This window comes from Alkalihalobacterium alkalinitrilicum (assembly GCF_002019605.1).
Taxonomy (GTDB): domain Bacteria; phylum Bacillota; class Bacilli; order Bacillales; family Bacillaceae_F; genus Alkalihalobacterium; species Alkalihalobacterium alkalinitrilicum.
The window spans coordinates 4,960,017-4,985,271 of the sequence record NZ_KV917368.1 but is presented as its reverse complement, the minus strand read 5'-3'; the positions used below and the strand labels follow the sequence as shown (position 1 = coordinate 4,985,271).

Sequence of the window (25,255 nt, the reverse complement as noted above, 5' to 3'; positions counted from 1 at the left end):
GGGGGGTTACGTGGGCAAGTTAAAAATATTATATTCAACTGTAGATAAAAAAAACTACTTGCATGAGGATAAAGAATATTTTAAATCTGAACTTGCTAAACATTCAAACGTTGATGTCCGATTTATTACGAAAGGAGGACATATAAAAAAATTATTAGATGAATTAAATTTCAAACCTAATTTTATTTATTTCGACGGACTCTTTAACAATCAGCCGATTACTGGTTTAAGAGATTGTAATATCCCAGTGGGCATACTTTATCACGATTTACATTCTAACCAAGAAAAATTTAAACAGCTGGTTAAAGATTATTCAGCTCATTTAATATTTGTCCATTATCGAGATTACTTTTTACAACACTTTCCTGAATTCTCACATATGTACAGATGGTTACCACACTTTATTCATACACCGATATTTAAGGATTATAAATTAGATAAAGATATTGACTATTTGCTAATGGGAGCTACAACAGAAAAGCATTATCCTTTGCGACAAAAAATTGCCAATGAGATGAATGGTGTTAACGGTTTTGTTCATCATATACACCCAGGTTATAAATATTTCTCTGCAGATGCTATTAAAACTGCGCTAATAGGTGAAAATTATGCCAAGGAGATTAACAGAGCAAAAATTTTTTTTACAGATGATTCAATATATAAGTTCCCTATTAAAAAATATACTGAAGTGCTTGGATGTAACACATTACTTCTCGCTACTGATTCACAAGAATTAAAGGATCTTGGTTTTGTAGATCGAAAAACTTTTGTGGAGATCAATGATAAAAATTACTTTGCAAAGGCACAATATTATATAAAAAATGATGCTGAGAGGTTACACATTGCAGAAAATGGTTACAAAATGGTCAGATCTAGGCATACTACGGAAATTAGAATTCATCAATTTATTCAATATATTCTTGACTACCTGAATATTCAACTATGAAAAACTTAACAATACAGAAAAAGGCTTAAATAAGCTTCCCTTCATTAATTTGAAAAGAAGCTTATTTCATTTTGTGTTCTCTTATTAACTCTTCCATCTTTACCGCATCTCCATTGCTTTCAAGGTATCTTTTATATAATTTGTAATTATTAGCATAATTTGAATTTGTTTTCGATCCAACTTTTGGATGCCATAAATGATAGATATACTCTTCTTCTAGTCTTTTATAGGGGCCACATAAAGTATTCATAGCATTCATAAATGCATCATCCTCTCCCCCCCATCCTTTAAACCGTTCATCAAATCCTCCGACTCTATTGAAATTTTGCCGAGGAACAATAATAAGACCACTCACACATTTATAATTGTTTTTGTAACGTTCAGCATACTCCACCCCAACAGGTAATGGCCACATTGGTATTTTTTTTAATAGTTTTTTGGTACTTTCCTGCGTAAAATCCATAAAGGTTTTATAGGGGATTACCCATGCATATTTATCAAGCAGCAGTAAGGATTGAACAATAACTTTTGGGTTATATATGATATCACCATCTGCAATCACAAATACATTTCTTGTTGCTTTCTTTGCAGCATTATTAATCGCCATTGATCTATTAAATAGCTCTTCATGATTTTCCCCTACGCATACTTCAACTTCAGGTAACAAAGTTTCATAAAATTTTATTACCCAATTAAATAATTCACTTCTAATTCTGTTATCTGGCTTAAAAGGTATTAAAATGGAAACATCTCCTAGCATCGGCATTCCTCCTCCAAATGCATATTATTGAATTAACCCATGCTTTTACGTTTATTAATTAAGGTTTTCATTTTTTCTATATTTCCATTACAACTGGCATACCGTCTAATAAAGTGTCGGTTTTTTTCAATATTAGGGTTTTTCTTTCCCCCAACTTTTGGATGCCATAAATGATAGATAAACTCATCTTCAATTCGTTTATGAGGCCCACATATTGTATCCATCGCATGTTTAAATGCGTCATCTTCTCCTCCCCAGCCTTTAAATCTTTCATCAAATCCTCCAACACTATTAAAATTTTTACGTGAAAGGATGGTGAAGCCACCTACAGACTGGTATTTTGTATCATCTTTAAACCGCTCTGTATACTCTATTTCTTTAGGTAAGGGCCAATGTGGTGGTTTTTTTAAGAGCTTATTAGTACTGTCTTCTGTAAGGTCTAAACACTTTTTATATGGGATTACCCATGCATACTTTTCAAGTAACTGAATAGACCGTTTAATGACTTGCGGATTATATACGATATCTCCGTCTGCAATTACAAAGATATCTTTCGTTGCTTTCTTTGCAGCATTATTAATAGCTTGTGCTCTACTAAAAAGGTCATCATGATTTTCTCCTATACAAATTTCTATTTTAGGCAATACATTTTTATAAAATGTAATAACCCAGGCGAGTAACTGATCCCTTAATCCGTTATCTGGTTTATAAGGAATTAACACCGAAACATTTTTCAACATCATTATCCTCCTCACTTTCTTTCATAAATAAAAGAGAACTCATCTTTAAACACTCATTTCTGAGCTTTCAAAGCCACCTTCAATAAACAAAATTGAACTGCTTTGAATACCTCTAATATTTATATGAAATGGAGGATACACTGGACATAGTTTAATAAATCAAGTAATTGAAAATAGTTATTTGCTGAACAGCTTTGAGGTTGTTTCTCATTGAATAGGATATATCATTTTGCAGGATTCCAAAGTTGAAATTTGAAAGGGGAAAGAGGTGGAATTGTGTCCCAAGAGAGGGGACGGGAAACAAGTTGTATTTTTCCATCCCCCTAGAGAATATCTTTTGTCACTAAAGGAACAAAATTATCAGTTTTACAAACTATTATACTTTGTTTTAAATAGCTCTTATCACTACTTCTTTGAGTATGGGTATTTTTATCCCCCCTCCTAATACATGTATAATTATATCGATCGGTAGAAAATATTTTATACCCCTTTTTAGCACAATCTCTAAGAAAATAAAGATCTGTGGAGACAGGGGCTTTAATAAATTTAACCTTTTTAAAAATCTCTTTTTTGAACATGATCGTTCCACCTTTAATAAACCTAGTAAATTGTTTCTCCCTCTTTGGATTACATACCGCTAGTGTTTTACTATTTTCAAAATACATAAAGACAGTATGTTTTCCAACAATTGAGGCACCTGTGTTTTCAAAGGCTGTCATCGATTGTTTAAGATAACAAGGTCCATAATAATCGTCATCATCAAACTTAGCAATGTATTCAAATTTGGATTTTTCTATGCCGAAATTTAGGCACTCTCCTAGGGTTAATTTTTCTGATAATTGAAACACCGTGACATTTTGATGTTTCTTCGCTTCTTTTTTCCACTCATAAATATCCATATCTTCCTTATTTAATATAATAATTAGTTCTTTTTCCTTCCATTCTTGCCTCTTGTAATTTGCAAAAACAATGTTGATGTGATGCTGTCTAGTTGTACTTACTATTATAGAAACCATTTCATCACCTCAAATATAAGACCGAATTTTGATGCATTTTCAATTAGTTTATCAACGCTCTTGGCCAGTTGTTCTGTTTCTCCTTTTTGATCCAGTAAATAGAAATCCTACTTTGACTAATACTATATCTCTCTATTCCTAATAAAATTTTTCATCTTAGATTTATTCCCCCTACACTTTACATATCCTAAATATAACTCATTGTTTTTTTCAAAATGGGGGTTTCCTCCTGCTCCCGTACTTGGATGCCATAAATGGTATAAAAACCCTTTTTCAATGCGCTTATATGGACCACATAGTGTGTTCATTGCTATACAAAAAGCTCTGTCTTCTTTTCCCCACCCTTTAAACCTTTCATCAAACCCTTCTACAATATTAAAGTTTTTACGAGGAAGAACTAGCACTCCGCTTTCTGGGTTAGGTTTTTTATTTCTCTTATGACCTCGTTGTTTATATTTCACTTCTATCGGTAAAGGCCATTCGGGGGATATCTTAAGAATTTTTTCAGTACTTTCCTTATCGAGATTCAACCATTTCCGATAAGGTATCACCCAAGCATGTTTATCAAGTAATTTTATAGCTTGAACAATCATTTCTGGATTATAAATGACATCACCATCAGCAATTACAAAGATCTCTTTACTCGCTTTTTGAGCAGCTGTATTAATTGCTCGTGATCTATTAAAAAGTTCACTATGGTCTTCACCGATACACAGCTCTACATCAGGCATAACATTTTCATAAAATGATCGCACCCATTTAAATAAGTTATCTCTTACCCCATTATCTGGCTTGTATGGGATCAATACCGATACATTATTTAACATAGTTATTTCACCCTTCATTATCGCTCTATCGAAACTAACATCTGAATATAAAAGCATTTTCGTAGTTTTATTTTCACTAAAAATAGAAATATCCTTCAAAAAAATATACTTAAACTGGATACCTTTATTTCTCCTTAATTTTAAAATAATCATAAAACCACTCTTCAAGTTTTTCTCCTTGAGCATTATAGTTCTTTGCTGATATTGAATTATCTTTCTTTCCTTTTAATATACTATTATTGTCTCCATGACCAAGAACCCAAATTGCAAGTGGAGTAGTAACCATATGATAGTCTTTTTTAATGATTTTAAGATTTTGAATAACTTTTAGGTGAGGCCTTAACGCTACTTTGAAAGAAACTCGCTGAATATCTCTTATCCTTGTACTTAAAGGAAAGTCAGAATTGCGAAAGTAATAGATAATACCGCTACCACACCCTCGGTAAAAATTATCCCTCTCCCAAATCTCTTTAAGCTTTGTATTTAACATGAACCCTTTCTGTAATATAAAAGCATTTGAAAATGGCTGTTTGCTTAAATACTCTACAAATCTATAGTGGATCCAATCATCAGCATCAAGCGGCATAAAGTACCCTGAAAAGCCAACTTTCCTCAAAAATGCACCGATCACCTTACGTTTATTTAGTTTATCCATAGAAAATTCTCCAGAATTCCTTGGACGGCGAAACTTTACTGGCAACCATGTAACACTGCCATGATTTAATTCATTAATTTGGGGCTTCTCATGCCCTGCTATTATAATTCGAAAGTGTTGATCAGTATTGTTTAAAATTGATCTTAACGTTTTTGATAAATTTTCTTGAACTGTGTTCCAGTTTCGTGATACTTGTTTACTTTTTAAAGAAATGGCAAAAGTAATTTCAACCGGATTTTCCTCTTCTTTTGTTAGGGATTCATCTTGATTAAAGTAATCTTCAAGTTGTTCCAGATAATCCCTTATATGATTTACGGAATGATTATTTTCAACCTTCATTCTTCAACCATCCTTTTAATCTCAGCATTCAATTGATGAATAGTGAACCTCTTATGACTCTATTCCAGATTTAAAATCATCTGTATATTTAACAAATTTACATTGTCTCATAAACTCATTGATACTCCATTTCATCGTATGATAATTTTCCTTTCGCTTGATATAGACAAAGTTTTGTTTGCTGGTTGAATAGATGATATATCCTTTGTTTCGACATTCGATTTGAAACTCCCAAAATGCACGCTGGTTTTTATGTGCTAGTGTAATATTGTTAAAGACTTCTTTCTTCACAACTAATGTACAATCTCTAACATTTTCCGTAAATTTTTTTTCATGACCCTTCTCTCGAATGACAAGAGCTTTTTTTTCTAGGAGATAAGCATAAATTGATTTTTTACCAACAATATCCGCATTTGTTTGATTAAAGGCCTCCATTATTTCTGACAAATATTTTGGCGCATAATAATCATCATCATCAAATTTAGCAATATATTCGTATTTAGCTTTTGTAACCGCAAAGTTAAAACATTCACCCAAAGTAACATTATTTGGTTGATAAAAAACGGAAATATTCGGAAATTGATTTGCTTTCTCTTTCCATTTTTTTATGTCCATACCATCAGTGTTAAGAACAATAATTAATTCTTTATGCTCCCACGTTTGTTGGTTATAATTTTCAAATACATTGTCCATACATTCTGATCTCATAGTACATGTAATAATCGAAACCATTTATCTACTCTTCTCCTAACTTCTAATAAATAAGCTGTTTTATCGCTTTTACTAAATTTATGAAATAAGACTAGAACCTGTTCACCAATATGACACGTTCTATGATTGTTACTTGTATTAATAACTCTTTTACCATCACCTGCATTGTCGATTTTTTTTACTTTTGTCATCTTCATCCCTATCCCTCTACTCTTGTTAGTACTCTATTCTTATAAATATTTCTAAGGAAGTTGTCTCATTCAAAAAGCTTTTTTGATAAGTAAACTATAAGAATACTTACTCCTTCCGTATACCTAATCCCAGAAAGAAATGAATTTTTCCAATGGAGTAATCTAGGACTTCACCTATTTTTCATTGTTTCGATGGGATATTGTCACGTATTTCCCCTGCCCATTAATACGATATATAAGCCATAAATTTCGATGTCGTATTTGCTGTTTGGAAGGAGATTTCGGATGAATATATGTGTGATTGGAGCTGGGTATGTAGGACTTACAACTGCAGCAGTGTTATCCGACTGTGGTCATTATGTCGATTGTGTAGATATTGACTCTAAAAGAATTGCGGTTTTAAAAAAAGGAATTGTCCCTATTTTTGAACCAGGGTTAAAAGAGATCATTGATAAGAGCATACAAAATAATTTCCTAACTTTTTCAACTAAAGTAAAAGAAAAGATTGCTGAAAATCCGATTATATTTATTACAGTTGGCACCCCCTCATTAGAAGATGGAAGTCCTAACCTATCCTATGTGAAGTCAGTGGTTGATGATATTGCAGCGTCAATTACTTCACACAAAACAATTATTGTAAAAAGTACGGTACCACCTGGAACAAATGAAGAAATTCATAACATGCTACTAGAGAAAAATGTTGATCCATCATTATTTGATATTGTTTCAAATCCTGAATTTCTTCGTGAAGGAACGGCTGTAAAAGATATGCTAGAACCAGATAAGATTGTTATTGGAATCAAAAGACCTGAGCCACTTCAAGTCATGCAAAAAATTTATAAACAGGTACATGCACCTTATATTGTCACAAGTCTAACGGGTGCGGAAATGATTAAATATGCTTCAAATGCTTTTTTAGCGACTAAAATTTCGTTCATAAATGAGATTGCACGAATCTGTGATGCTTATGGAGTGAATGTATCGGATGTTTCCTTAGGGCTAGGAACCGATCCTAGGATTGGTCCACTCTTCCTTCGAGCTGGTTTAGGATACGGTGGCTCGTGTTTCCCTAAAGATTTACAGGGACTTACGTATTCTGCAAAAAAGAAAAACATTCACCCCGAGCTAATCACTTCTGTACAAAACGTTAATGATACGCAAATTGACGTCTATTTTAAAAAACTAAAAAGCGCTATTCCAGACCTAAATGGAAAACAAATTACGGTTTGGGGACTTTCTTTTAAACCTGATACGGACGATATTCGTTATTCAGCTTCCATACGGTTAATAGATAAATTGCTGGAAGAAGGGGCTAATATTCACGCGTATGATCCTATTGTTAAATTGGATAAACCCAATATTATCTGTCATTCAAACGTCTATGAATCGGTAAAACAATCAGATGTACTCATCATTGCCACTGAGTGGAAGGAATTTAAGGGGATCGACTGGTTAAAAGTAAAAGAAGAAATGAATGGAAATATCGTTCTAGACGGTCGTAACATCATTGACCCTAGGACGGTAAAATATGTTGGTTTCCATTATTTAGGGGTTGGGCAACTGTGAAAATATTAGTTACAGGAGCTGCTGGCTTTATAGGTTCCCACTTATGTGAGTATCTTTTATTAGATGAAGCCAATGAAGTGATTGGTGTAGATGGATTTTTAGGGTTTACGGATCACTCGATCAAACAGAGAAACTTATTCAATCTCATAAACCATCCACGTTTTCAACTGGTTAAGAAGGATTTACTCCATATCAATTGGGAGGATCACCTTGAAGGAATAGATGTCATTTTCCATTTAGCTGGAATGCCAGGTGTCAGAACGAGTTGGGGTGAGGACTTTAAACTTTATGTTGATTATAATATCAATGGTACCCAGCGGTTATTAGAGGCTAGTCGTAAACTACCGATTAAAAAGTTCATTTATGCTTCAACTTCCTCAGCTTACGGCGATAAAACTGGCATGGTATCAGAAGACGCGACTTGTGCACCGCTTTCCCCGTACGGTGTTACGAAGTTAACAGGAGAATATTTATGTAATGTTTATTATGAAAATGATGGTGTCCCGATTGTGATTTTAAGGTACTTCACCGTATACGGACCTAGACAAAGACCAGATATGGCCTTTCATCGTTTTATAAAAAAGATGATGGCTGGTGATCCTATTCATGTTTTTGGAGATGGAAAACAATCGAGGGATTTCACGTATATTTCTGATTGTGTCAAAGGTACTGCAGCCGCACTATATACAGATCATCCTATTATCGGCGAGACGATCAACATTGGTGGAAAAGAACGTGCTTCAGTATTAGATACCATTGCAACTATTGAAGAAATTTTCCAGCGAAAAGCGACCATCGAATATACGGGAAAGACTCGTGGAGAGCCGAAACATACATGGGCCGACATCTCAAAAGCTCAAAAGCTCCTACATTATCAACCAGTCATCTCTCTTAAGGAAGGATTGCAAAAAGAAATAGAAGATTTAAAAATACTTTATAAGGGGGTGTAATTATGAAAATTGCTTTCGTATGTACCGAAAACCTCCCTTCACCTGCTATCAAAGGTGGAGCTATCCAAGTATTGATTGATGGAATCGTACCGATATTAAGCGAGAAGCATGACATTACAATCTTTTCTGTAGCTGATCCTCCCTTACCGAAACAAGAGAAAATCGGTAACATTGAATATATTCGAGTTCCTTATCAATATTTTTCACGAGAGATCACAAAACAGTTAGCTAAGTCCCAGTTTGATATTATTCAAGTTTACAATCGTCCGAAAGCTATTCTTCGTTATAAGGAGGTTGCTCCTAACAGTAAGTTTATATTAAGTCTACACAATGACGTTATGCGCGAAGCAAAAATTTCTTCCGAATTAGGAATTAAAGTCATTGAAACTTGCGACCATATTTTAACGATAAGCCATTTTATCAAACAACAAATTATTAAACGGTTTCCTGAAGCTGAACAGAAAACAACAGTGGCCTACTCAGGTATTAACCTAAATGAATTTCCACCAATTTGGTCTCCTTATATCCAACCGATCCGTCAACATTACCGTGAAAAATATGGTGTTGAAAATCAAAAAGTAATATTATTTGCTGGTCGCCTTTGCAAATCAAAAGGTCCACATCTTTTAATCCAAGCGATGAAACCGCTGCTAAAAAAACATCCTGATGCCGTCTTAGTTATTGCTGGCGGCAGATGGTACAGCGACAATTCGATCGATTATTATGTAAATTACTTACACCAACTAGCAAAACCTTTAAAAGACAAAGTTCTATTCACAAAATTTATCCCAGCCCAAGAAATCCCTAAATTCTTTCTCATGGCTGATATTTTTGTATGTAGTTCACAATGGGAGGAACCACTAGCTCGTGTTCACTACGAAGCAATGGCTGCTGGTCTTCCGATCATTACGACAAATAGGGGAGGCAACACCGAAGTGATTTCCCATTTAAAAAATGGATACGTGATCGATGAATACAATCATCCGAATGAATTTGTCGATGCAATTGATTACTATTTATCAAACCCAAACGTTGCTTTACAATATGCGAAGAACGGTCGATTACTTGTTGAAGAAAACTTTCAATATAAACATACTTTTAAACATATAGAAACAGTATACGATTCTATACGATCCTCAATAAATGAAAAATAGTATCAGTTCAAAAAACAAAATCTTTCTCTCACATTCAAGGTATCATGATACCAAAAGGAGTTCCTTCCTAAAAGTCGAAGGTTTAACTTTACTTACAAACTCTTTGAAAATAGGAAGGCTCTTTTTTCGGTTATTCAATTATTAAAAACATTTATTTCAAAGATTATTACAAAATAGGCAACAGACAGGACAAAATCACTATACAATACATACTTAAATAGTAGTGATAAGTTTGAATATGTATGGAGTGTTATTATGTCACCTGTTGTAATTACGGTTATTGTTGTTTTAATTCTTATGTTTTTAAGTCTCATTAAAGAGTGGTACTCACCTGAACTTACCGTTTTTACCGCATTATCTTTACTTATTGTATTAGGCGTTCTTCCTATTAATGAGGCATTCCAAGGTTTTGCTAACCCTGCCGTCCATACTATTGCCTTATTAATGATTATTGCTTATGCAGTTCAAAAGTGTGGGGTTGTTCCAAAACTCCTAACACGTATATTAGGAACAAATAAAAAACTATCCATCGTACTCCTTAAAGTTATGTTTCCCGTATCCTTGTTATCAGCTTTTATGAACAATACTCCAATTGTTGCAATGCTTACCCCTATTGTTCATAAATGGGGAATACAAAATAAAATTTCTCCTTCAAAACTATTAATACCACTATCTTATGCTGCTATTGTTGGAGGGACAGTTACCTTAATCGGTACTTCCACTAATTTACTTATTCATGGATTGCTACAACAAAATGGACATCCAGGATTTTCAATGTTTCAATTTTCACTTATTGGAATCCCGCTGTTTTTTATCTGCTTATTATATATGATTATGTATGGTCAAAAAAATTACCAAATAATAAAAATTTATTTGAAGCCTACCAGTCTATAAGGAAAGATTATACAGTTGAAGTAAAAGTAACGAGTGAATCTTTATGGGATGGCAAAACAGTAAAGGATGTAAATTTAAGGTCATTACATGATATTTTTTTAGTTCAAATTATTCGAAAAAATAACGTCATTACTCCAGCTTCCAATTATGAAGTCATTCAAGAAAACGACTTACTTATCTTTTCAGGTAATATCGAAAACATCCTGAAGTTAAAAAATATAAAGGGGCTAAAACTGACCACTTCAAACGAGGAATTGGAATCTGTTTATAAACGCTATAACTCAAATTTAGTCGAAGTTGTTGTATCCCATTCTTCCCCATTAATAAATAAAAAAATAAAAAACTCCAATTTCAGAGCCCAATATAATGCTGCTATCGTTGCTATCCGAAGAAAAAATCAACAAATTTCCTCTGGGATTGGAAACATTATTATCAAACCTGGAGATACACTCCTACTGTTAACAGGTAAAGATTTTTTAAAATCATGGTCAAATTCCCGTGATTTTTATCTTGTATCAGGCATCGAAACCGAAGAACCGATAGGACCTGATAAAACTAAAATTATTATCCCAACACTAATTGGTGTCATTGCATTAGCTTCTTTTCAACTACTATCCATTCTCCAAGCAGCTCTTCTTGGAATGATTATTCTAACTGTAACCAAATCGATTACAACTACAGAAGCAAAATAAGCAATTGATTGGGGTATTTTGATCCTTATCGCTTCAGCCATCGGAATTGCAAAGGCAGTAGAAAATACAGGATTACCAACTCTAATAACCAATCTTTTAAACTTTGAAAATCAAATTAACCTAATCGTGCTTAGTTTCATAATCTACCTAGTAACATTAGTTCTAACAGAAATCATTAGCAATATTGCAGCAGCTGCCCTCATGTTTCCAATAGGATTTTCTTTAGCTGTTCAGCTAGGATACAACCCTGAACTATTTGCAATCGTTATTTCAATTGCCGCCTCCTGTAGCTTTATTACCCCAATAGGTTACCAGACGAATTTACTCGTTTACGGACCAGGTGGATACCGATTTACTGATTTTTTCAAAGTAGGATTCCCCTTAAGCATTCTTTGTATGGTAGTTACCGTTTTTCTTTCTGTATTCATATGGGGGTAGCATAGAATAATTTTACAAAAGGAAAGGAGTTGTCCAAAATTAAAGAAAATAAAAATAACCCATCTAATATTGTTTGGCATCATTCAAATATAACAAAACAAGATCGACAAAAATTACACGGCCATAAAAGTCTCATGCTTTGGTTCACAGGACTTTCTGGATCTGGTAAATCTACAATAGCTAACGCACTTCAACACGAATTATTTAAAGCAGGTGTTAGTGTTTATTTATTAGACGGAGACAATCTGCGCCATGGGATCAACCGTAATTTAACTTTCTCTGAAGAAGATCGGAAAGAAAATGTCAGACGAACGGCTGAAGTCGGAAAACTATTTGTTGATGCAGGGATTGTCGTTTTGGCAGCCCTTATTTCACCTTATGAGGAAGACCGAAAACAGGCACGGTCACTATTTGAACCAGGTGAATTTATTGAAGTATATGTGAAATGTTCATTACAGGAATGTGAAAAACGAGACCCTAAAGGGTTATATAAAAAAGCTCGAAATGGTGAAATCCCTCAATTTACTGGGATAAGTCAGCCTTATGAAGAACCTAAAAGCCCCGAAATAATCGTTGATACGACAACGATGTCTGTTGAGAAATGTGTACAAAAAATTAAATCTTTCATTGAAAAAAAGTTAAGTCTGGGTGAAAAAAGTTAGGAGTGAGAAATTTGACACAAAGTATTCCTCATGGTGGAAAACTCGTCAATCAAATTGATTTAAACTTTGATTATTCTTCGATCACTACTGAAATTGAGATTGATAAAATGGCATTGTCCGACTTGGAGTTAATCGCAAATGGAGCTTATAGCCCACTTACTGGTTTTTTAGGAAAAGAAGACTATGAATCTGTTTTATACAATATGAGGTTAAAAGCTGGATTGGTTTGGAGTCTCCCGGTTACTCTTCCTGTAACTGAAGAATTGGCCAGTGATATAATAGTAGGTCAGCATGTAAAACTAACCTTTGAAAATACCGTTTACGGCATCTTACACGTGGATGAAATGTACACTCCTGATAAACTACTAGAAGCAAAGCTCGTATATCAAACAACAGACCAAAACCATCCAGGAGTAAAAAAACTCATAGACCGCCCTAACGTCTATGTAGCAGGACCGATTACCTTAACAAAAGTTCCAAGTAAAAATAAACGCTTTTTACAATACTATAATGAACCTGCTTCCACGAGGAAATTTTTCAAACAAAAAAATTGGCAAACCGTCGTTGGGTTCCAGACAAGAAATCCCGTACACAGAGCTCACGAGTATATTCAGAAATGTGCTCTTGAAACAGTTGATGGGCTATTTCTTAACCCGCTTGTTGGCGAAACAAAATCAGATGATATCCCTGCTGAGATTCGAATGGAAAGCTATGAAGTACTACTAAAAAACTATTATCCTAGTGATCGTGTACTTTTATCTGTATTTCCAGCAGCTATGCGTTATGCTGGACCAAAAGAAGCCATATTTCATGCGCTTGTGCGAAAAAATTATGGTTGCACTCATTTTATTGTCGGGCGAGATCATGCTGGTGTTGGTGACTATTATGGAACGTATGATGCGCAAGAGATTTTTAAGCAGTTTCCTCCTGATGACATTGGGATCAATATTCTATGTTTTGAGCATAGCTTTTACTGTAATAAGTGTGACAATATGGCATCGAGTAAAACATGTCCTCATGACAAGAAGGATCACCTCCATTTATCGGGAACCAAAGTTCGGGAAATGCTTCGAAACGGTGTAACACCAACGCCACAGTTTAGCCGTCCTGAAGTCATTGACATTTTAATGAAAGGAATGAAAAGTTGACTCTATTCTAAATGTTTACCTAATAACTTTCTTAATAAGTTGTTAGGTTTCTGGAAAAATCAGTTTATATTTTCTCCCTTTCTTATCCCCAGAATATTGCAAGTTCGATGATAGGAGTAGCTTTTTTGTCACTGTGATAGAGGTAATATTTAAAAATTCTCTTGCTTGTTGGTTCGTAATTTCTTTACCTATAAGGAAGGAGTAATCTTTTAACGACGGAATGTGAGTATCACGAGAAAGGTTTAAGCACTGGGGACAAAACCATTTTCCTCTTTTTCTTATCATTGAAATATGGAAACACTCTGGACAATAAACGCCTGTAATAATGTCAGTTTGAGGAATATGGTAGTGTTGGAGAATGTTTTGATCTAAAGGCTGATGCTGTTTTGTTAAGAGGTTTGAAAGTTTCTTTATTTCTTTTAAGGTTAGGATGTCCTGTGTATAAAATTTATCTAACTTGTTTATCTTGTGAGGGAGTGAGGCAGCATGAATGACTACTTTATTTGGTGCTGCTTTTATTATTGTCGAGGGGTTGCTTATTACAACGAATGAACAAATCGGGATAGATGGAAACTTATGTTTTTCTAACCACATCCTAAGCTGGGAGGTTTGACGTTGTACTTGTAGGATGGGATCTGGAAATGCTTCTTCTCCTTCGTTTATCGTACGTATTAACTGATGAAACGTCTGATCAAAGTGTAAGGAACCATTGATATTTTTCACTTCGAGTATTAGAAGATATTTTGGAGTAATTATTAAACTATCAATTTGAAAATAGTGGGTATTATTATGAGGTATTCGTATGTCGTGCAAAATCGTATATTTATCATCTGGGAGTAATAATAAATGGTAATCAATCGCCTTTTCTCCATTGTATCCCGCCTTATTTTTGGCGAGGTCTTCCTTTAATTGATTTCTTTTTGGATGATCGGATGGTAATCTTCTAAGTAAAGCTTCTAACTTGAGAATTTTCAGGGGGATTTTTCGAGGTTTTTTAATCATGTGATTCACTCTCCTCATATTTTTAAATTAAATATTCCTCCTTCGTTGTTAATTTCCTTCATATTGAGCAAAATTTAATAATAAATTTACTTAGGAATTACCGATCTATTAATTTATTGGTCTACATTGAAATATATCAGTCTAATTTTAATTATATTGGTCTATTTCTGAAATTTTCGGTCTAATTTCAATTTTATCAGTCTAACTCACAATATATCAGTCTATGAGGGATATAACCCTAAGTTGAGCTATATATTATCACAAAAAAGGTTTGGGATATTTCCCCAAACCTTTTCACTCTTGTTTCCATTAACCAGCTCTCGTATTAATCCACGGTGGTGCTGGTGGATTATAATAGCAGACAAAGATGCCTCTATTGCGCTTTTCTTCCGCTTCATCGATTTCTTCCACTTCTTCTTCGTCTTCCTCTACCTTTTCAACTTCTTCCACTTCTTCTTCGTCTTCCTCTACCTTTTCAACTTCTTCTAGTTCTTCTGTTTCTTCCATAATTTCTTCAATCTCAGTATCACTTTCTGCAGCGATTTCTATCTCAGTAACTAGTACATCTTGTTCTTCGACTTCCTCTACCGTTACTTGTTCTTCTGTTGCTTCTACATTTATAGGGATGTTATTTTTGACCTTCTGCTCGATTTCATTCCACACTTCTAAAATGTCATGAACAACTCGATCCCAGTGATATTTTTCTTCAGCTAGCTTTCTACCATATTGACCCATTTCTTTACAAAGCTGCGCATTATTGAGCAAGGTTGATAAATGTTCAGCAAACTCCTTTGGATCACCTGGTTTTTCAACAATAAAACCGTTTTTATTTCTTTCGACCACTTCAGGATTTCCCCCACGATTTGTCGTCACAATCGGTAGTCCTGACGCCATCGCCTCATAATGAACGCGTGCAAGCGGTTCTTGCCATTGTGAAGGGCAAACGAAAATATCTGCTGCTGCGAACCAGTCTTGGATTTTATCAGGTGAGACAAATCCAGTTGTAATTACTGGGACTGGTGAACGTTCTGCTAATGACCTCACATAGGAAACATAATCAGTTACTCGATTATCACTAAACCATTTACTTCCCATAAGGACGAGAGCGACATGAGAATGGTTTTTGGCTAGATTATTCATCGCCCGGACGAGAACATGGGCTCCTTTATTTGCTGAAAGACGGCCTGCAAATAAGATGACTTTTTTTCCTTCCAGATTGTATTCTTTTCGTATCTTTTTCCGAATTTTTTCCGCTTTTGTAGAATAAACAGGGACGAAACGGTCTAAATCGACGCCTGAATATATCGTTTTTAATTTAGGAGCTGCTTCTGGAAACCATTCTGTAATCGCTTGCCCAATGTAATCACTAATCGTAATAATTTTTTCTACTTCTTGAATTGCTATCTGGCCTTCATCAGGATTAATTTTCTGAGGTTTAAACATATCATTATGCATACTTAAGAAGATACGAGCACTCGGTGCACATTCTCTTACCGAAGTAACAAGTCGTGGACGATTAAAAATATGGATTAAATCAAACGAAGAATTTGAGTTTAAATAATCCACAATGCCTTGTCGATACGTTTCTAGTAGTCCGCCTGGTACTCGAACGTACTGAATGCCTTCTTTCGTTTCTTGATCTGGTAAAGATGGATCGTTTCTTCCTATGATTGTAATCTCATGTTTTTGACCTAAAAAAGGAGCAATACCAGCAATATACGTTTGAATCGCCCCGCCACGGACAGGAGGAACTGGTAGTTTTTCAGTACAGATTATTAAGACTTTCACTTACTTTTTCCTCCAAGCCAACTGTTATCTGCTAACTCATCGAGTACAGGCCATTTTGTTTTATCGATATCTACAATTCTTTGCACTAAATTCTTAAGTTCTTCATCCATGAATACAGTTGGTTCATAAACCATTTCTTTTACATTTTTATAAAACAGATTTGGTAGTGACAGGTCAATCATTAGTATTTCATAAAGTTGGTCGTCTACTGGATTTGCCTCATGATAGGCGGAAATCATCTCTTTAATCCAATGTACATCCCAACCACCTAAGTCATCCATCGTTCCTGTAATTAATTTTTGTAGATCACGTATCGGCAAGTCATACGCCACGCCGTCCAGGTCAATGATCCACATGCCTCCATCACCTTTTTGGCCATTCGACCAACCGTAATCTTGATGAACAAGTCCCCATTCTTTGTTTCCTTTTTTGACTAATTCATAATAAGCAGATTGCCCTAGCCGTTCTACCGCTTTAATTGCTTGTTGTTCAAACATATCAATAACAGATAACACGGTCGAACTTGCGGGCATTTCATTATATACAGTTGCAATATCTCTTAACCAAGTCATCTTTTTCACAATCTTGTTATACGTTTTCGGCCAACGATACAGTCTTGAAGCATTTTCAGCTCCTGGTGGTGGTGTGTAGCCTTTAGACAATCGATGAAATTCACCAATTGCATAACAAAGTTCTTTAGCTCCTTCTAAATCTTTCGTAACTTGGAAGAGCGATTCAATCCATTCAGCGACAAACCACAACTTCCCACCTATTTCTACATACAGTTTTCCGTCTTTCGTTGGAATAATAGACGGGACTCTCGCATTTTTTTCCTTCACTAAATACTCTTGTGCGCCGAGACTAAACAAACTCCTAGTCGGTCTACGGTGCAATAATTTTAAACTTCTCGGACCTTTATCCGTTTCTATTTTCCAAATGAGTCCGCCTTTATCAGCCTTTGTTGTAATGACTTCCATATGACTAACCTGCATATCGTAATGCTTATTCACTTCATGAGCCATATTAACAATGTATTCTGGAACATAAAAACTATCTTGGCGTTCAGCTTCTTCTAAATCCCAGGGGGTAATTAGTTGCTCATTTTCCATCACTTTACCTCCTTATAGTCTAATATAATAACTAATGTATTCTTTACACGAATTTTAGGAATGGACAATTACCCACAAATAGCAAAAAAGCGAAAAAACTCACATAATTTAAAATAATTACAATGAGTTCTTTCACTTAATTAACTCTCTACTTTATTGAAGTTGAACTTTTTCTTATTTTGTCAACTTTTTTGAAGTTGTTTTCAGCGTACCATTCAATCGTTTCAACTAAGCCACTATAAAAAGAAGTTAGCGGTTTCCACTGAAGTGTGAAATGAATTTTTTCCCAATTCAGTGCATAGCGTCTACCACCATCATCTCGATCTGCTACATGTTTCATCAAATCGTGATCTTTATTCATATAGTCGAGAATAAGTTTAACAACATCCATCGTCGATCGCTCACGGCCACCGCCAATGTTGTAAATCTCCCCTAACTTCCCATGTTCGACAATTTTTAGAAGCGCCTTACAATGATCCTTAACAAATATCCAGTCACGAATATGATGTCCATCTCCATAAATCGAAATTTCCTTATCTTCGAGTGCATTTAAAATTACTGTCGGTATTAATTTTTCCTGTGGTTGGTACGGACCATAATTATTACTGCAGCGTGTAATAATAGCTGGCAATCCATATGTTTTCATGTAGGCCCGAACAACCATTTCGCCACTCGCTTTACTTTCTGCATAAACATTACTCGGATTTAAGAACGCATCTTCTGTATATGGTCGATCTTTTTCACCTAGAGCTCCATATACTTTCCCAGTTGATACATATATAAATTTTTTTGCAAAACCACGTCTTACCTTTTCTAGTATATTCATTGTACCGATCACGTTAACATCAAAAAAATCAATTGATGACTTTAGTGTTTCAATTCCGTCAGTCTTCGCAGCTAAATGTATAACAACATCATATTGACGATCAAAGACCTCATTTAGTTTTATTGGATTACATATATTAACTTGAAAAAATCGATAGTTAGGTGACCTTAAAAATGTTGTAAGAGTCTCTTCATTAGTTGAATGTGTGAGAGAGTCCATATTTGTGATGTGGTAGTATGTTTCGTTTAGAAGATACTCTATTAAATTAACCCCTATAAAACCTGCACCACCAGTTACTAATATTTCCTTTCTCACTTTATATTCCCTCCATGAACACTGACATGATTCAAAATGATGAGGTAAATTACTAAACAATTGTATTAAGATGATTGAATAACTCTTTGAACAATCGCTTCAATGATAGAACCACATCCTGCGATCGCCAAAATCATAACGATTGGGAAAAAGATGAACGGAAAATAAATAAAACCAAAATAGAGAACCGCAGCTGTCCATATTCCAGTACACCAATAACAGGCGATTAATTCTCCAATAAATTTGCGAATGCCGCTCCCTCTCACTTCAAGATAAGTTGCCACTGTTCCGTCTGGCAATGTTTCCGTTATGATGTCATGAAATGGCCTTCTTAATGGTGCCATTATTTGGTCAAACACTACTAAATGTGCTAAACGAAAAGAAGCTAGTAATAACAAAATAAATTCGAAAGGACTTATCACTTTTCATCCATCCTCTTTTTCAATCTGCTAACAAAATATGTCTAAAACTGAAATATGTGCCTAATTACTTTACGTTTTTTTTTGGGGGCTTTCATCTTAAAACTGTAATTTACCATACGATTCACCAATTAAACTTACTAGTCATATGCACACTTTTCTGTCTCTGCCATAGCCTAGTAACGTAAAGAAAGGAGATGTTATCAATATGTATGACTATCAAAATTATGAAAACTTATATGATCATTACCGTCAACAGCCTTCTGTACAATATATCCCTCCAACCGTAATTGAACGTTATGTCAACCAATGGATTACTACATCTATACCTAACTATGGGCAAGTCGTTGCTTACGTCCTCGATTACAACCCAAGGACGGGTATGGTCTCTATGTTTATCTATCAAGCACCACGATATCGGCAACAATACATCCAAGTTCACTACAGTGACATGGTCGGGATTAGTCCTTACTTTGGGCCAACACCACCTCGTCCACAGCATCACCAACCTTCACCACCATGGCAACCATCTCCGCCATCTCCTTGGCAGCCATGGCAACCAGGACCACCTTCACCGTGGCAACCGTGGCAGCCTTCCCCTTGGCAACCTGGACATGGACATGGCGGGGGCTTTTGGCCATGGTTGTTTGGAACGGCATTCGGGGGAGGACAACAACGATAGATTTATAAATCGGCTTCTTCTAATTGGAGAATGCCGATTTTTTCTTTCGAAACCTGTTGATACATTTTGCAATGTCAATTCTTTTACAGGGATAAACTAACGTTTCTAAAAGATCTTAATCTACAGCCTATATGTTTAAAAATATGTACATTAAAAATAATATTTTCAATAAAAAAGAGAAAAAGACTAGAAAACTCTATTAAAGTAACCTAGCCTGGAGAATATAATATTTTTCCGCATAATCGACACCAATTTCTAGCCCACGTTTTCTTGCCCACTCTTTCGTTCTTTCTGGTGAGATTAAATGATCTTCTTCTCGAATTTGGGATTTGTGTTTTAATAGAGCCTCAATCTTTTTATTCACCGTTTTACTTATGTCTAAATATAACTCACCTAGATCTCCAATTTTCGGAAATTGCCAAACAATAAATGGATACTCATACATGGCAATCAGCTTATACTCATGTTTTGGGTATGGCCGTAACGCAGCCATACATGCGTGAAATAAAGACCGATGATCTTGATGAAAACTAGGATAAGGTATAAAAACCATCGTTGGACATAAATCTTTAATATATTGATCTAGAAAAGAAATAATCTCCTTTTGGGGAACCGTATCTAATAATGCTTCTTTATCATCATACATTACTTCAAAATCATCACACCCGAGATAATGTAATGCATCCGTTAATTCCTTTATACGGGTTGTCGCGGTTATTTTTTTAGCATTATGACGAAATTCAGTATCTCCCACTGCTCCAATGACAACCTTAACTACATTTCCATGCTTGCATGCTTTTTCTATTAAACCACCACAACCAAGTACTTCATCGTCGGCATGAGGTGCAATAATTAATATCCTCTCTTGTCCTAATTCTAACATAGAACCATCCCTATCTATAATGTATTAATAATACACTATTCACCTATATACATTGATGGGATAGGTGTATGTACCAAATTTATTTAATTAATGAAATATGTAAGACTTTTTATCTTAAGAACTATAAGGAAAAAGCACATACTTTTTTCTGTTTTGCATCATAAAATAATAAAGTCGATAAATAAAGGTGGGTAATTGAATTATTGTAGCTATAAACTCTAGTAGAAAAGAAAGGGTGTGAAACAGATTGAAAGTTGAAATTACCGTTTTAATTCCATCTTACAATCCTGGGCGCTACCTTAGAAAAGCAGTAAAAAGTGTTTTTGAACAGATTTACAAGCATTGGAAGCTGATCATTGTAGATGATGCCTCAACGGACAATAGTCTTTCTACCATCAAAGATTACACAAAAGATCCCCGTGTACAAGTTTTACAAAATCGAATGAATATGGGACAGTCGAAGACTCAAAATGTCGGATTAAAACATGTTGATACCCCATTTATTCTCATGCTTGATAGTGATGATTGGCTATTTCCAAATACATTAGAAATACTTGCAAAAGAAGCTGAAAAAATCCCTGATGATGTTGCCCTTATTTTTGGAAATAAAAAAATTATTCATGAAGATAAAAATGGAAAGATTGTAAAAGAAGAGATTCGAAGGTTTGGTCGTGGTTTTGATGAAAAATACGAGTTTATTTTAGCGAATATTGTACCCTATCCTAGATTATATCGAACATCAGCATTAAGATTTGTCGGGGGATGGCCTACGGACGATCCGTATGAAGGCAGGTATTTGGAAGATCAAAGGATGGATCACCGACTGATAGAACACTTTAAATTTCATTGGATTAATGAACTGTTATATAATTACCGCCGTCATACTAACAATATGAGCGGCAATAAGGATCTGATGAATGAAATGAAAGAATGGCTTGTAAAAGATTCATTAAAACGGTGGGGCGATCATTATAAACCTGTTTATAAGAAAATGGGCGGATGGATATTTGTGGAAAAATTAATTCCCAAAAGAAAAAATCTAAAAAAATGAGGCGTTGTGAAAATACTACTATCGTAAATTGGAAGAACAATAATTCTTATAAGGGAGAATAAAAATGAAGAAATTTTCTACAACACCTGTTAGTAAGGTGTTTGGATTTGACCGTGGTAAACCTATCGACCGATATTACATTGAAAACTTCTTAAACCAGCATAAATCCGCCATTCATGGGCATGTCCTTGAAATCGGTGAAAATGCATATACACGTAAATACGGTACAGCTGTTAAAAAAAGCGACGTGCTCGACATTAATAAAACCAAATATTCAACCATTGTTGGAGATCTAGCAACTGGAAAGAACATCCCTGCTTCCACTTTTGACTGCATTATACTCACCCAAGTACTTCATGTCATTTATGATATTAGGGCTGTAATTGAAAATACATTGAACGCACTTAAACCAGGTGGGGTGTTGCTTCTAACAACTACGGGTATCAGCCAATATTGTGGCAATGATACTTATGGAGATTATTGGAGATTTACTGATCTTTCCTTAAAAAAATTACTCGCTGAAGTTGACAGCCGAAACGAAATCAAAGTAAATTCCCACGGTAATGTCGCTGTCGCAAAAGCTTTCCTCGACGGCCTTGCACTACACGAAATTCCGAAGAAAGTACTAAATGTTCATGATCGTAATTATCAGGTTGTTATAACTGCATTTGTTCAAAAGGCTGCTATATAAATTTAATCTGTAACAAAGATTTTGAGCAATAGGTAAATCCATACCTATTGCTCTATTATTTAAAATATAGTTATTCATTCTTTGCATTTAACAATGGTTAGTAAACAAATTAAGTCACTGTATGATCTAGAAAGTTTTTATTATATAATATATTATTCCAACCTTTTTTATAAGAACCGAAGTTGTATGGCTCAAGAGCCTTAAATAAGGCATCGCTGCATCCAGGTTTGATTCGGTCGTGAAGTTCAATAATAAGGATTTTAACTTTATTAAGCCAATCTTCATAACCCGCAGAAAACAATTCTTTTTCTGCTCCTTCAATGTTCAACTTTAATATATCTATTGTATTTATTTTGTATTTGTTGATTAATGAGGTAATGGTTGTAGCCTTAATTGCTCCAGGTTCCTGCTTATTTAGTTCCTCCACCACCATCCCCCACTCTCCTAATCCAACATCTTTAACTTGCAAATAAGTGTCCTTATTCCAAAGACCTGACTGCTCCAAGATCACGTTTTGATATGGCTTTACATTCTTTTTTAGCAACTGAAAATTTGGTCCATCTGGTTCGACTGCAATAATCTGTGCATTAGGAAATTCATTTGCAAAATAAACACTAGTATAACCAACATAGGCTCCCCCATCTATAATCCATTTCGGTTCAAGATCGAACTCGTCCAAGCTAAACATCCTATCATAAAAAATATATTTTAATGTTTCATAATCAGTAGAATTTTTCCGATATAAAACGGGCTTCTTAATACTTGGTACTTTAGAAGATCTATATTTGTTATTATTCAATTTATTCACCATCCCCACTTTTCTTTATCTATATGGGTAAACCTAAAGGCGGGTAACGGCATATAACTTTGTTTAGGTCAATCATTTTTCCTTATTGCTTTTTTTCAACGGTTTGCCACTCGTTAACGTAATTAGATGAACCTATAACCCTTTATTGCTATTCAATCGAGTAGAGGGAAAATAAGTTAACCTATTTTCGCCCCTCTCACACCACCGTACATACGGTTCCGTATACGGCGGTTCAATTTATATTACAGTGTGTACTTTCAAGTAGTAGTCTAAGGCAAAAGGAATACCCCTTTGCCTTAAGCGTTTATTAGATAATGCTTTTTGAACTACCTTCGATAGTCCAATGTAACGGTAGCCCCTTCGACAGTACGTTAATCCCTTTGCCTCCTCTTTGAAAATGCCCAGTTGGACAAGGGATTTTATTCTTTTCTTGTTGGACTTCCATTGCTTCCAAATGATTACTCGCAGTCTGGAACGAAGTTTCGCGTCTATTACTCCAAGCGCTTTCTTCATGTTAGCTATCTTAAAGTAATTAACCCAACCGTAAATAACCTGTTTCAGCTTAACAATTCTCATATCTAGAGAGGTACTCCAGCTTCGTTTTGTTAGCTGACGTAGTTTCCTTTGGAATTTCTGAATCGATTTCCCATGAGGTCTTGGTTGTACTTTCTTCTTATTTGAGTCGTAGTAAAAGCCAAATCCAAGAAATTTTGTTTGGTTAGGACGTGAGATTCTACTTTTTTCCACATTCACTTTAAGTCCTAGTTTCTTTTCGATAAATTTTGTAATGGAAGTGAGCACTCTATTCGCTGCATTTTCGCTTCTGACGAAAATGAGGCTATCATCTGCGTATCTAACGAAACGCAGTCCTCTTGCTTCCAATTCCTTGTCCAACTCATTCAACATAATGTTGCTTAGGAGTGGACTAAGGTTGCCTCCTTGTGGTGTTCCAACTTGCGTTTCTTCATATTTACCATGGACCATCACCCCACTTACGAGATATTTCCTTATAAGGGAAGTTACATCTCCATCGCTTATCGTATGGGAGATGATTCTCATCAATTTGTCGTGATGCACCGTATCAAAGAATCGTTCTAGGTCAATATATACTAACCAATCACATCCGTCATTCATATATTCCAACGCTTGGATAATCGCCATCTCGCAACTTCTTCCCGGTCGGAAGCCATAGCTGTATTCGCTAAATTGTTTTTTCGAATAATGGGCTCAGTTTTTGACTGATTGCTTGTTGTACCACCCTGTCGACAACCGTTGGAATACCTAGTTTGCGCATTTTCCCATTTTCCTTTGGAATCTCTACTCGCAGTGCTGGCGAAGGTTGGTATTTCCTTTTCCGAATTTGAGCACGAAGTTCATCCTTATGTTCTTTCAGATATTCTTTCAACTCTTCTACACTCACTCCATCTACTCCACTTGCACCTTTATTGCGATATACGCGCTTATAAGCTTGATTCATATTTTGGTTGCTTAAAATCTCTTCTAAAAGCTCCACACTCGTTTCTTCCTTTCCTTTCACGTGACGGTAAGACACTTCTCTTTTGAGTATCCTTTGAGATACGCTCATACTTTCCTCATTAACACATTCAGAAGTATATCCTCCGTGCATTCATGGCGTAGAAACACTATAAATTGTTCAGCCCTTCGTGATTTAATCACTACTATGGCTTCGGCTGACTTCTCGCGATAAACCTTTTTCGACCAGCTTTCTTTATAGGGGACTCCTCAAGTGTCCGCGAGACCTCCCAGGGTAAGACAACTATCTTTCCTCTTTTACTCGCCTGATTTACTCTATAGGTTTACGCACATCTTTCGGACTTTGACTTGTTATGGAGTCTTATCCACCTACAGAGCCTTGGTATCAGATTTCTATTCGTCGAGCCAAGATTTTGATACACGCTTCCTTCAGCCCTTACCTCGCGATAAGTACCTTGCGTTCCTCTAGTGGTTAGTTGATGTGCCTGGCACACACAC

26 protein-coding genes and 2 pseudogenes are annotated in these 25,255 nt (G+C 35.2%); 13 read left to right on the top strand and 15 right to left on the bottom strand.

Features of this window, described 5'->3' with window-relative positions:
• Window positions 1-10: 10 nt before the first annotated feature.
• Complete coding sequence (locus tag BK574_RS24035) at window positions 11-946, top strand: glycosyltransferase (RefSeq protein WP_158211747.1); 936 nt, start codon at window positions 11-13, stop codon at window positions 944-946.
• Window positions 947-1,007: 61 nt separating this feature from the next.
• On the opposite strand, the gene BK574_RS24030 is transcribed toward BK574_RS24035, so the two are convergent.
• The 7 genes from BK574_RS24030 to BK574_RS24000 form a co-directional block, all read right to left on the bottom strand.
• Window positions 1,008-1,706, bottom strand: a complete 699-nt coding sequence (locus BK574_RS24030) for a galactosyltransferase-related protein (protein ID WP_158211746.1) — start codon at window positions 1,704-1,706, stop codon at window positions 1,008-1,010.
• Window positions 1,707-1,738: 32 nt separating this feature from the next.
• The gene (locus BK574_RS24025) at window positions 1,739-2,446 is read right to left on the bottom strand and encodes a galactosyltransferase-related protein (protein WP_238458080.1); all 708 of its coding nucleotides are present in this window, start codon (window positions 2,444-2,446) and stop codon (window positions 1,739-1,741) included.
• Window positions 2,447-2,769: 323 nt separating this feature from the next.
• Entirely contained in the window at window positions 2,770-3,462 is a 693-nt protein-coding gene (locus BK574_RS24020) for a glycosyltransferase family 2 protein (protein WP_078430382.1), read from the bottom strand.
• A 122-nt stretch (window positions 3,463-3,584) separates the two neighbouring features.
• Complete coding sequence (locus BK574_RS24015; protein WP_218970618.1) at window positions 3,585-4,442, bottom strand: galactosyltransferase-related protein; 858 nt, start codon at window positions 4,440-4,442, stop codon at window positions 3,585-3,587.
• Window positions 4,414-5,283: a hypothetical protein gene (locus tag BK574_RS24010; RefSeq protein ID WP_078430380.1), complete on the bottom strand. Its 870-nt coding sequence runs from the start codon at window positions 5,281-5,283 to the stop codon at window positions 4,414-4,416. Before BK574_RS24010 ends, BK574_RS24015 begins: the two co-directional genes overlap by 29 nt.
• A gap of 51 nt (window positions 5,284-5,334) precedes the next feature.
• Window positions 5,335-5,976 carry a glycosyltransferase family 2 protein gene (locus BK574_RS24005; RefSeq protein ID WP_158211744.1) on the bottom strand — a complete coding sequence of 214 codons (642 nt, stop codon included), beginning with the start codon at window positions 5,974-5,976 and terminating at the stop codon, window positions 5,335-5,337.
• An 11-nt stretch (window positions 5,977-5,987) separates the two neighbouring features.
• The gene (locus BK574_RS24000; RefSeq protein WP_078430378.1) at window positions 5,988-6,191 is read right to left on the bottom strand and encodes a hypothetical protein; all 204 of its coding nucleotides are present in this window, start codon (window positions 6,189-6,191) and stop codon (window positions 5,988-5,990) included.
• Between the two features lie 279 nt (window positions 6,192-6,470).
• On the opposite strand from BK574_RS24000, the gene BK574_RS23995 reads away from it, so the two are divergent.
• From BK574_RS23995 to sat, 9 genes and pseudogenes are all read left to right on the top strand, one after another.
• A complete protein-coding gene (locus BK574_RS23995; protein ID WP_078430377.1) occupies window positions 6,471-7,751 on the top strand; it encodes a UDP-glucose dehydrogenase family protein in 1,281 nt (426 codons plus the stop codon).
• A complete protein-coding gene (locus tag BK574_RS23990) occupies window positions 7,748-8,701 on the top strand; it encodes an NAD-dependent epimerase/dehydratase family protein (RefSeq protein WP_078430376.1) in 954 nt (317 codons plus the stop codon). The genes BK574_RS23995 and BK574_RS23990 overlap by 4 nt, the downstream gene beginning before the upstream one ends.
• A gap of 2 nt (window positions 8,702-8,703) precedes the next feature.
• Entirely contained in the window at window positions 8,704-9,855 is a 1,152-nt protein-coding gene (locus BK574_RS23985; RefSeq protein WP_078430375.1) for a glycosyltransferase family 4 protein, read from the top strand.
• A gap of 255 nt (window positions 9,856-10,110) precedes the next feature.
• Window positions 10,111-10,749 carry an SLC13 family permease gene (locus BK574_RS23980; RefSeq protein ID WP_078430374.1) on the top strand — a complete coding sequence of 213 codons (639 nt, stop codon included), beginning with the start codon at window positions 10,111-10,113 and terminating at the stop codon, window positions 10,747-10,749.
• Window positions 10,638-10,958: pseudogene (locus BK574_RS29330) on the top strand (TrkA C-terminal domain-containing protein); the annotation flags it as partial. The gene BK574_RS23980 and the pseudogene BK574_RS29330, both read left to right, overlap by 112 nt.
• Before the next feature lie 45 nt (window positions 10,959-11,003).
• On the top strand, window positions 11,004-11,441 hold the full coding sequence (locus BK574_RS23975) for a cation:proton antiporter regulatory subunit (RefSeq protein WP_158211743.1): 438 nt from the start codon (window positions 11,004-11,006) through the stop codon (window positions 11,439-11,441).
• 3 nt (window positions 11,442-11,444) lie between these two features.
• Complete coding sequence (locus BK574_RS23970; protein ID WP_078430372.1) at window positions 11,445-11,879, top strand: SLC13 family permease; 435 nt, start codon at window positions 11,445-11,447, stop codon at window positions 11,877-11,879.
• Between the two features lie 38 nt (window positions 11,880-11,917).
• The gene (cysC, locus tag BK574_RS23965; RefSeq protein ID WP_078430972.1) at window positions 11,918-12,541 is read left to right on the top strand and encodes an adenylyl-sulfate kinase; all 624 of its coding nucleotides are present in this window, start codon (window positions 11,918-11,920) and stop codon (window positions 12,539-12,541) included.
• Between the two features lie 11 nt (window positions 12,542-12,552).
• Window positions 12,553-13,689: a sulfate adenylyltransferase gene (gene sat, locus BK574_RS23960; protein WP_078430371.1), complete on the top strand. Its 1,137-nt coding sequence runs from the start codon at window positions 12,553-12,555 to the stop codon at window positions 13,687-13,689.
• Window positions 13,690-13,731: 42 nt separating this feature from the next.
• Here the strand turns inward: sat and BK574_RS23955 are convergent, their stop codons facing one another.
• The 5 genes from BK574_RS23955 to BK574_RS23935 form a co-directional block, all read right to left on the bottom strand.
• On the bottom strand, window positions 13,732-14,691 hold the full coding sequence (locus BK574_RS23955) for a nuclease-related domain-containing protein (protein WP_158211741.1): 960 nt from the start codon (window positions 14,689-14,691) through the stop codon (window positions 13,732-13,734).
• A gap of 309 nt (window positions 14,692-15,000) precedes the next feature.
• Window positions 15,001-16,479: a glycosyltransferase family 4 protein gene (locus BK574_RS23950; protein ID WP_078430369.1), complete on the bottom strand. Its 1,479-nt coding sequence runs from the start codon at window positions 16,477-16,479 to the stop codon at window positions 15,001-15,003.
• Window positions 16,476-17,588: a CotS family spore coat protein gene (locus BK574_RS23945; RefSeq protein WP_078430368.1), complete on the bottom strand. Its 1,113-nt coding sequence runs from the start codon at window positions 17,586-17,588 to the stop codon at window positions 16,476-16,478. Before BK574_RS23945 ends, BK574_RS23950 begins: the two co-directional genes overlap by 4 nt.
• A 148-nt stretch (window positions 17,589-17,736) precedes the next feature.
• Entirely contained in the window at window positions 17,737-18,729 is a 993-nt protein-coding gene (locus BK574_RS23940; protein WP_078430367.1) for a dTDP-glucose 4,6-dehydratase, read from the bottom strand.
• A 65-nt stretch (window positions 18,730-18,794) separates the two neighbouring features.
• Window positions 18,795-19,148 (bottom strand): DUF1360 domain-containing protein, encoded by a 354-nt coding sequence (locus BK574_RS23935; RefSeq protein WP_078430971.1) that lies wholly within the window; start codon window positions 19,146-19,148, stop codon window positions 18,795-18,797.
• A gap of 208 nt (window positions 19,149-19,356) precedes the next feature.
• On the opposite strand from BK574_RS23935, the gene BK574_RS23930 reads away from it, so the two are divergent.
• Window positions 19,357-19,830 (top strand): hypothetical protein, encoded by a 474-nt coding sequence (locus BK574_RS23930; RefSeq protein ID WP_078430366.1) that lies wholly within the window; start codon window positions 19,357-19,359, stop codon window positions 19,828-19,830.
• A 199-nt stretch (window positions 19,831-20,029) separates the two neighbouring features.
• On the opposite strand, the gene BK574_RS23925 is transcribed toward BK574_RS23930, so the two are convergent.
• Window positions 20,030-20,713, bottom strand: coding sequence for a PIG-L deacetylase family protein (locus BK574_RS23925; RefSeq protein ID WP_075387259.1), 684 nt, complete (start codon window positions 20,711-20,713; stop codon window positions 20,030-20,032).
• Window positions 20,714-20,960: 247 nt separating this feature from the next.
• On the opposite strand from BK574_RS23925, the gene BK574_RS23920 reads away from it, so the two are divergent.
• Together BK574_RS23920 and BK574_RS23915 are read left to right on the top strand one after the other, a co-directional pair.
• Complete coding sequence (locus BK574_RS23920; protein ID WP_078430365.1) at window positions 20,961-21,764, top strand: glycosyltransferase family 2 protein; 804 nt, start codon at window positions 20,961-20,963, stop codon at window positions 21,762-21,764.
• Between the two features lie 64 nt (window positions 21,765-21,828).
• Window positions 21,829-22,455: a class I SAM-dependent methyltransferase gene (locus BK574_RS23915; RefSeq protein WP_078430364.1), complete on the top strand. Its 627-nt coding sequence runs from the start codon at window positions 21,829-21,831 to the stop codon at window positions 22,453-22,455.
• Between the two features lie 109 nt (window positions 22,456-22,564).
• Here the strand turns inward: BK574_RS23915 and BK574_RS23910 are convergent, their stop codons facing one another.
• Window positions 22,565-23,254: an FkbM family methyltransferase gene (locus tag BK574_RS23910; protein WP_158211740.1), complete on the bottom strand. Its 690-nt coding sequence runs from the start codon at window positions 23,252-23,254 to the stop codon at window positions 22,565-22,567.
• Between the two features lie 246 nt (window positions 23,255-23,500).
• Window positions 23,501-24,776: pseudogene (gene ltrA / locus BK574_RS23905) on the bottom strand (group II intron reverse transcriptase/maturase).
• Window positions 24,777-25,255 lie beyond the last annotated feature (479 nt).

What these genes read in the sequence shown, in the direction of transcription:
- BK574_RS24030 (WP_158211746.1), bottom strand. Translation starts at nt 1,706, where the DNA reads ATGCTAGGAGATGTTTCCATTTTAATACCTTTTAAGCCAGATAACAGA.
- BK574_RS24025 (WP_238458080.1), bottom strand. Translation starts at nt 2,446, where the DNA reads ATGTTGAAAAATGTTTCGGTGTTAATTCCTTATAAACCAGATAACGGA.
- BK574_RS24020 (WP_078430382.1), bottom strand. Translation starts at nt 3,462, where the DNA reads ATGGTTTCTATAATAGTAAGTACAACTAGACAGCATCACATCAACATT.
- BK574_RS24015 (WP_218970618.1), bottom strand. Translation starts at nt 4,442, where the DNA reads ATGATTATTTTAAAATTAAGGAGAAATAAAGGTATCCAGTTTAAGTAT.
- BK574_RS24010 (WP_078430380.1), bottom strand. Translation starts at nt 5,283, where the DNA reads ATGAAGGTTGAAAATAATCATTCCGTAAATCATATAAGGGATTATCTG.
- BK574_RS24005 (WP_158211744.1), bottom strand. Translation starts at nt 5,976, where the DNA reads ATGGACAATGTATTTGAAAATTATAACCAACAAACGTGGGAGCATAAA.
- BK574_RS24000 (WP_078430378.1), bottom strand. Translation starts at nt 6,191, where the DNA reads ATGAAGATGACAAAAGTAAAAAAAATCGACAATGCAGGTGATGGTAAA.
- BK574_RS23995 (WP_078430377.1), top strand. Translation starts at nt 6,471, where the DNA reads ATGAATATATGTGTGATTGGAGCTGGGTATGTAGGACTTACAACTGCA.
- BK574_RS23985 (WP_078430375.1), top strand. Translation starts at nt 8,704, where the DNA reads ATGAAAATTGCTTTCGTATGTACCGAAAACCTCCCTTCACCTGCTATC.
- BK574_RS23980 (WP_078430374.1), top strand. Translation starts at nt 10,111, where the DNA reads ATGTCACCTGTTGTAATTACGGTTATTGTTGTTTTAATTCTTATGTTT.
- BK574_RS23955 (WP_158211741.1), bottom strand. Translation starts at nt 14,691, where the DNA reads ATGATTAAAAAACCTCGAAAAATCCCCCTGAAAATTCTCAAGTTAGAA.
- BK574_RS23945 (WP_078430368.1), bottom strand. Translation starts at nt 17,588, where the DNA reads ATGGAAAATGAGCAACTAATTACCCCCTGGGATTTAGAAGAAGCTGAA.
- BK574_RS23930 (WP_078430366.1), top strand. Translation starts at nt 19,357, where the DNA reads ATGTATGACTATCAAAATTATGAAAACTTATATGATCATTACCGTCAA.
- BK574_RS23925 (WP_075387259.1), bottom strand. Translation starts at nt 20,713, where the DNA reads ATGTTAGAATTAGGACAAGAGAGGATATTAATTATTGCACCTCATGCC.
- BK574_RS23915 (WP_078430364.1), top strand. Translation starts at nt 21,829, where the DNA reads ATGAAGAAATTTTCTACAACACCTGTTAGTAAGGTGTTTGGATTTGAC.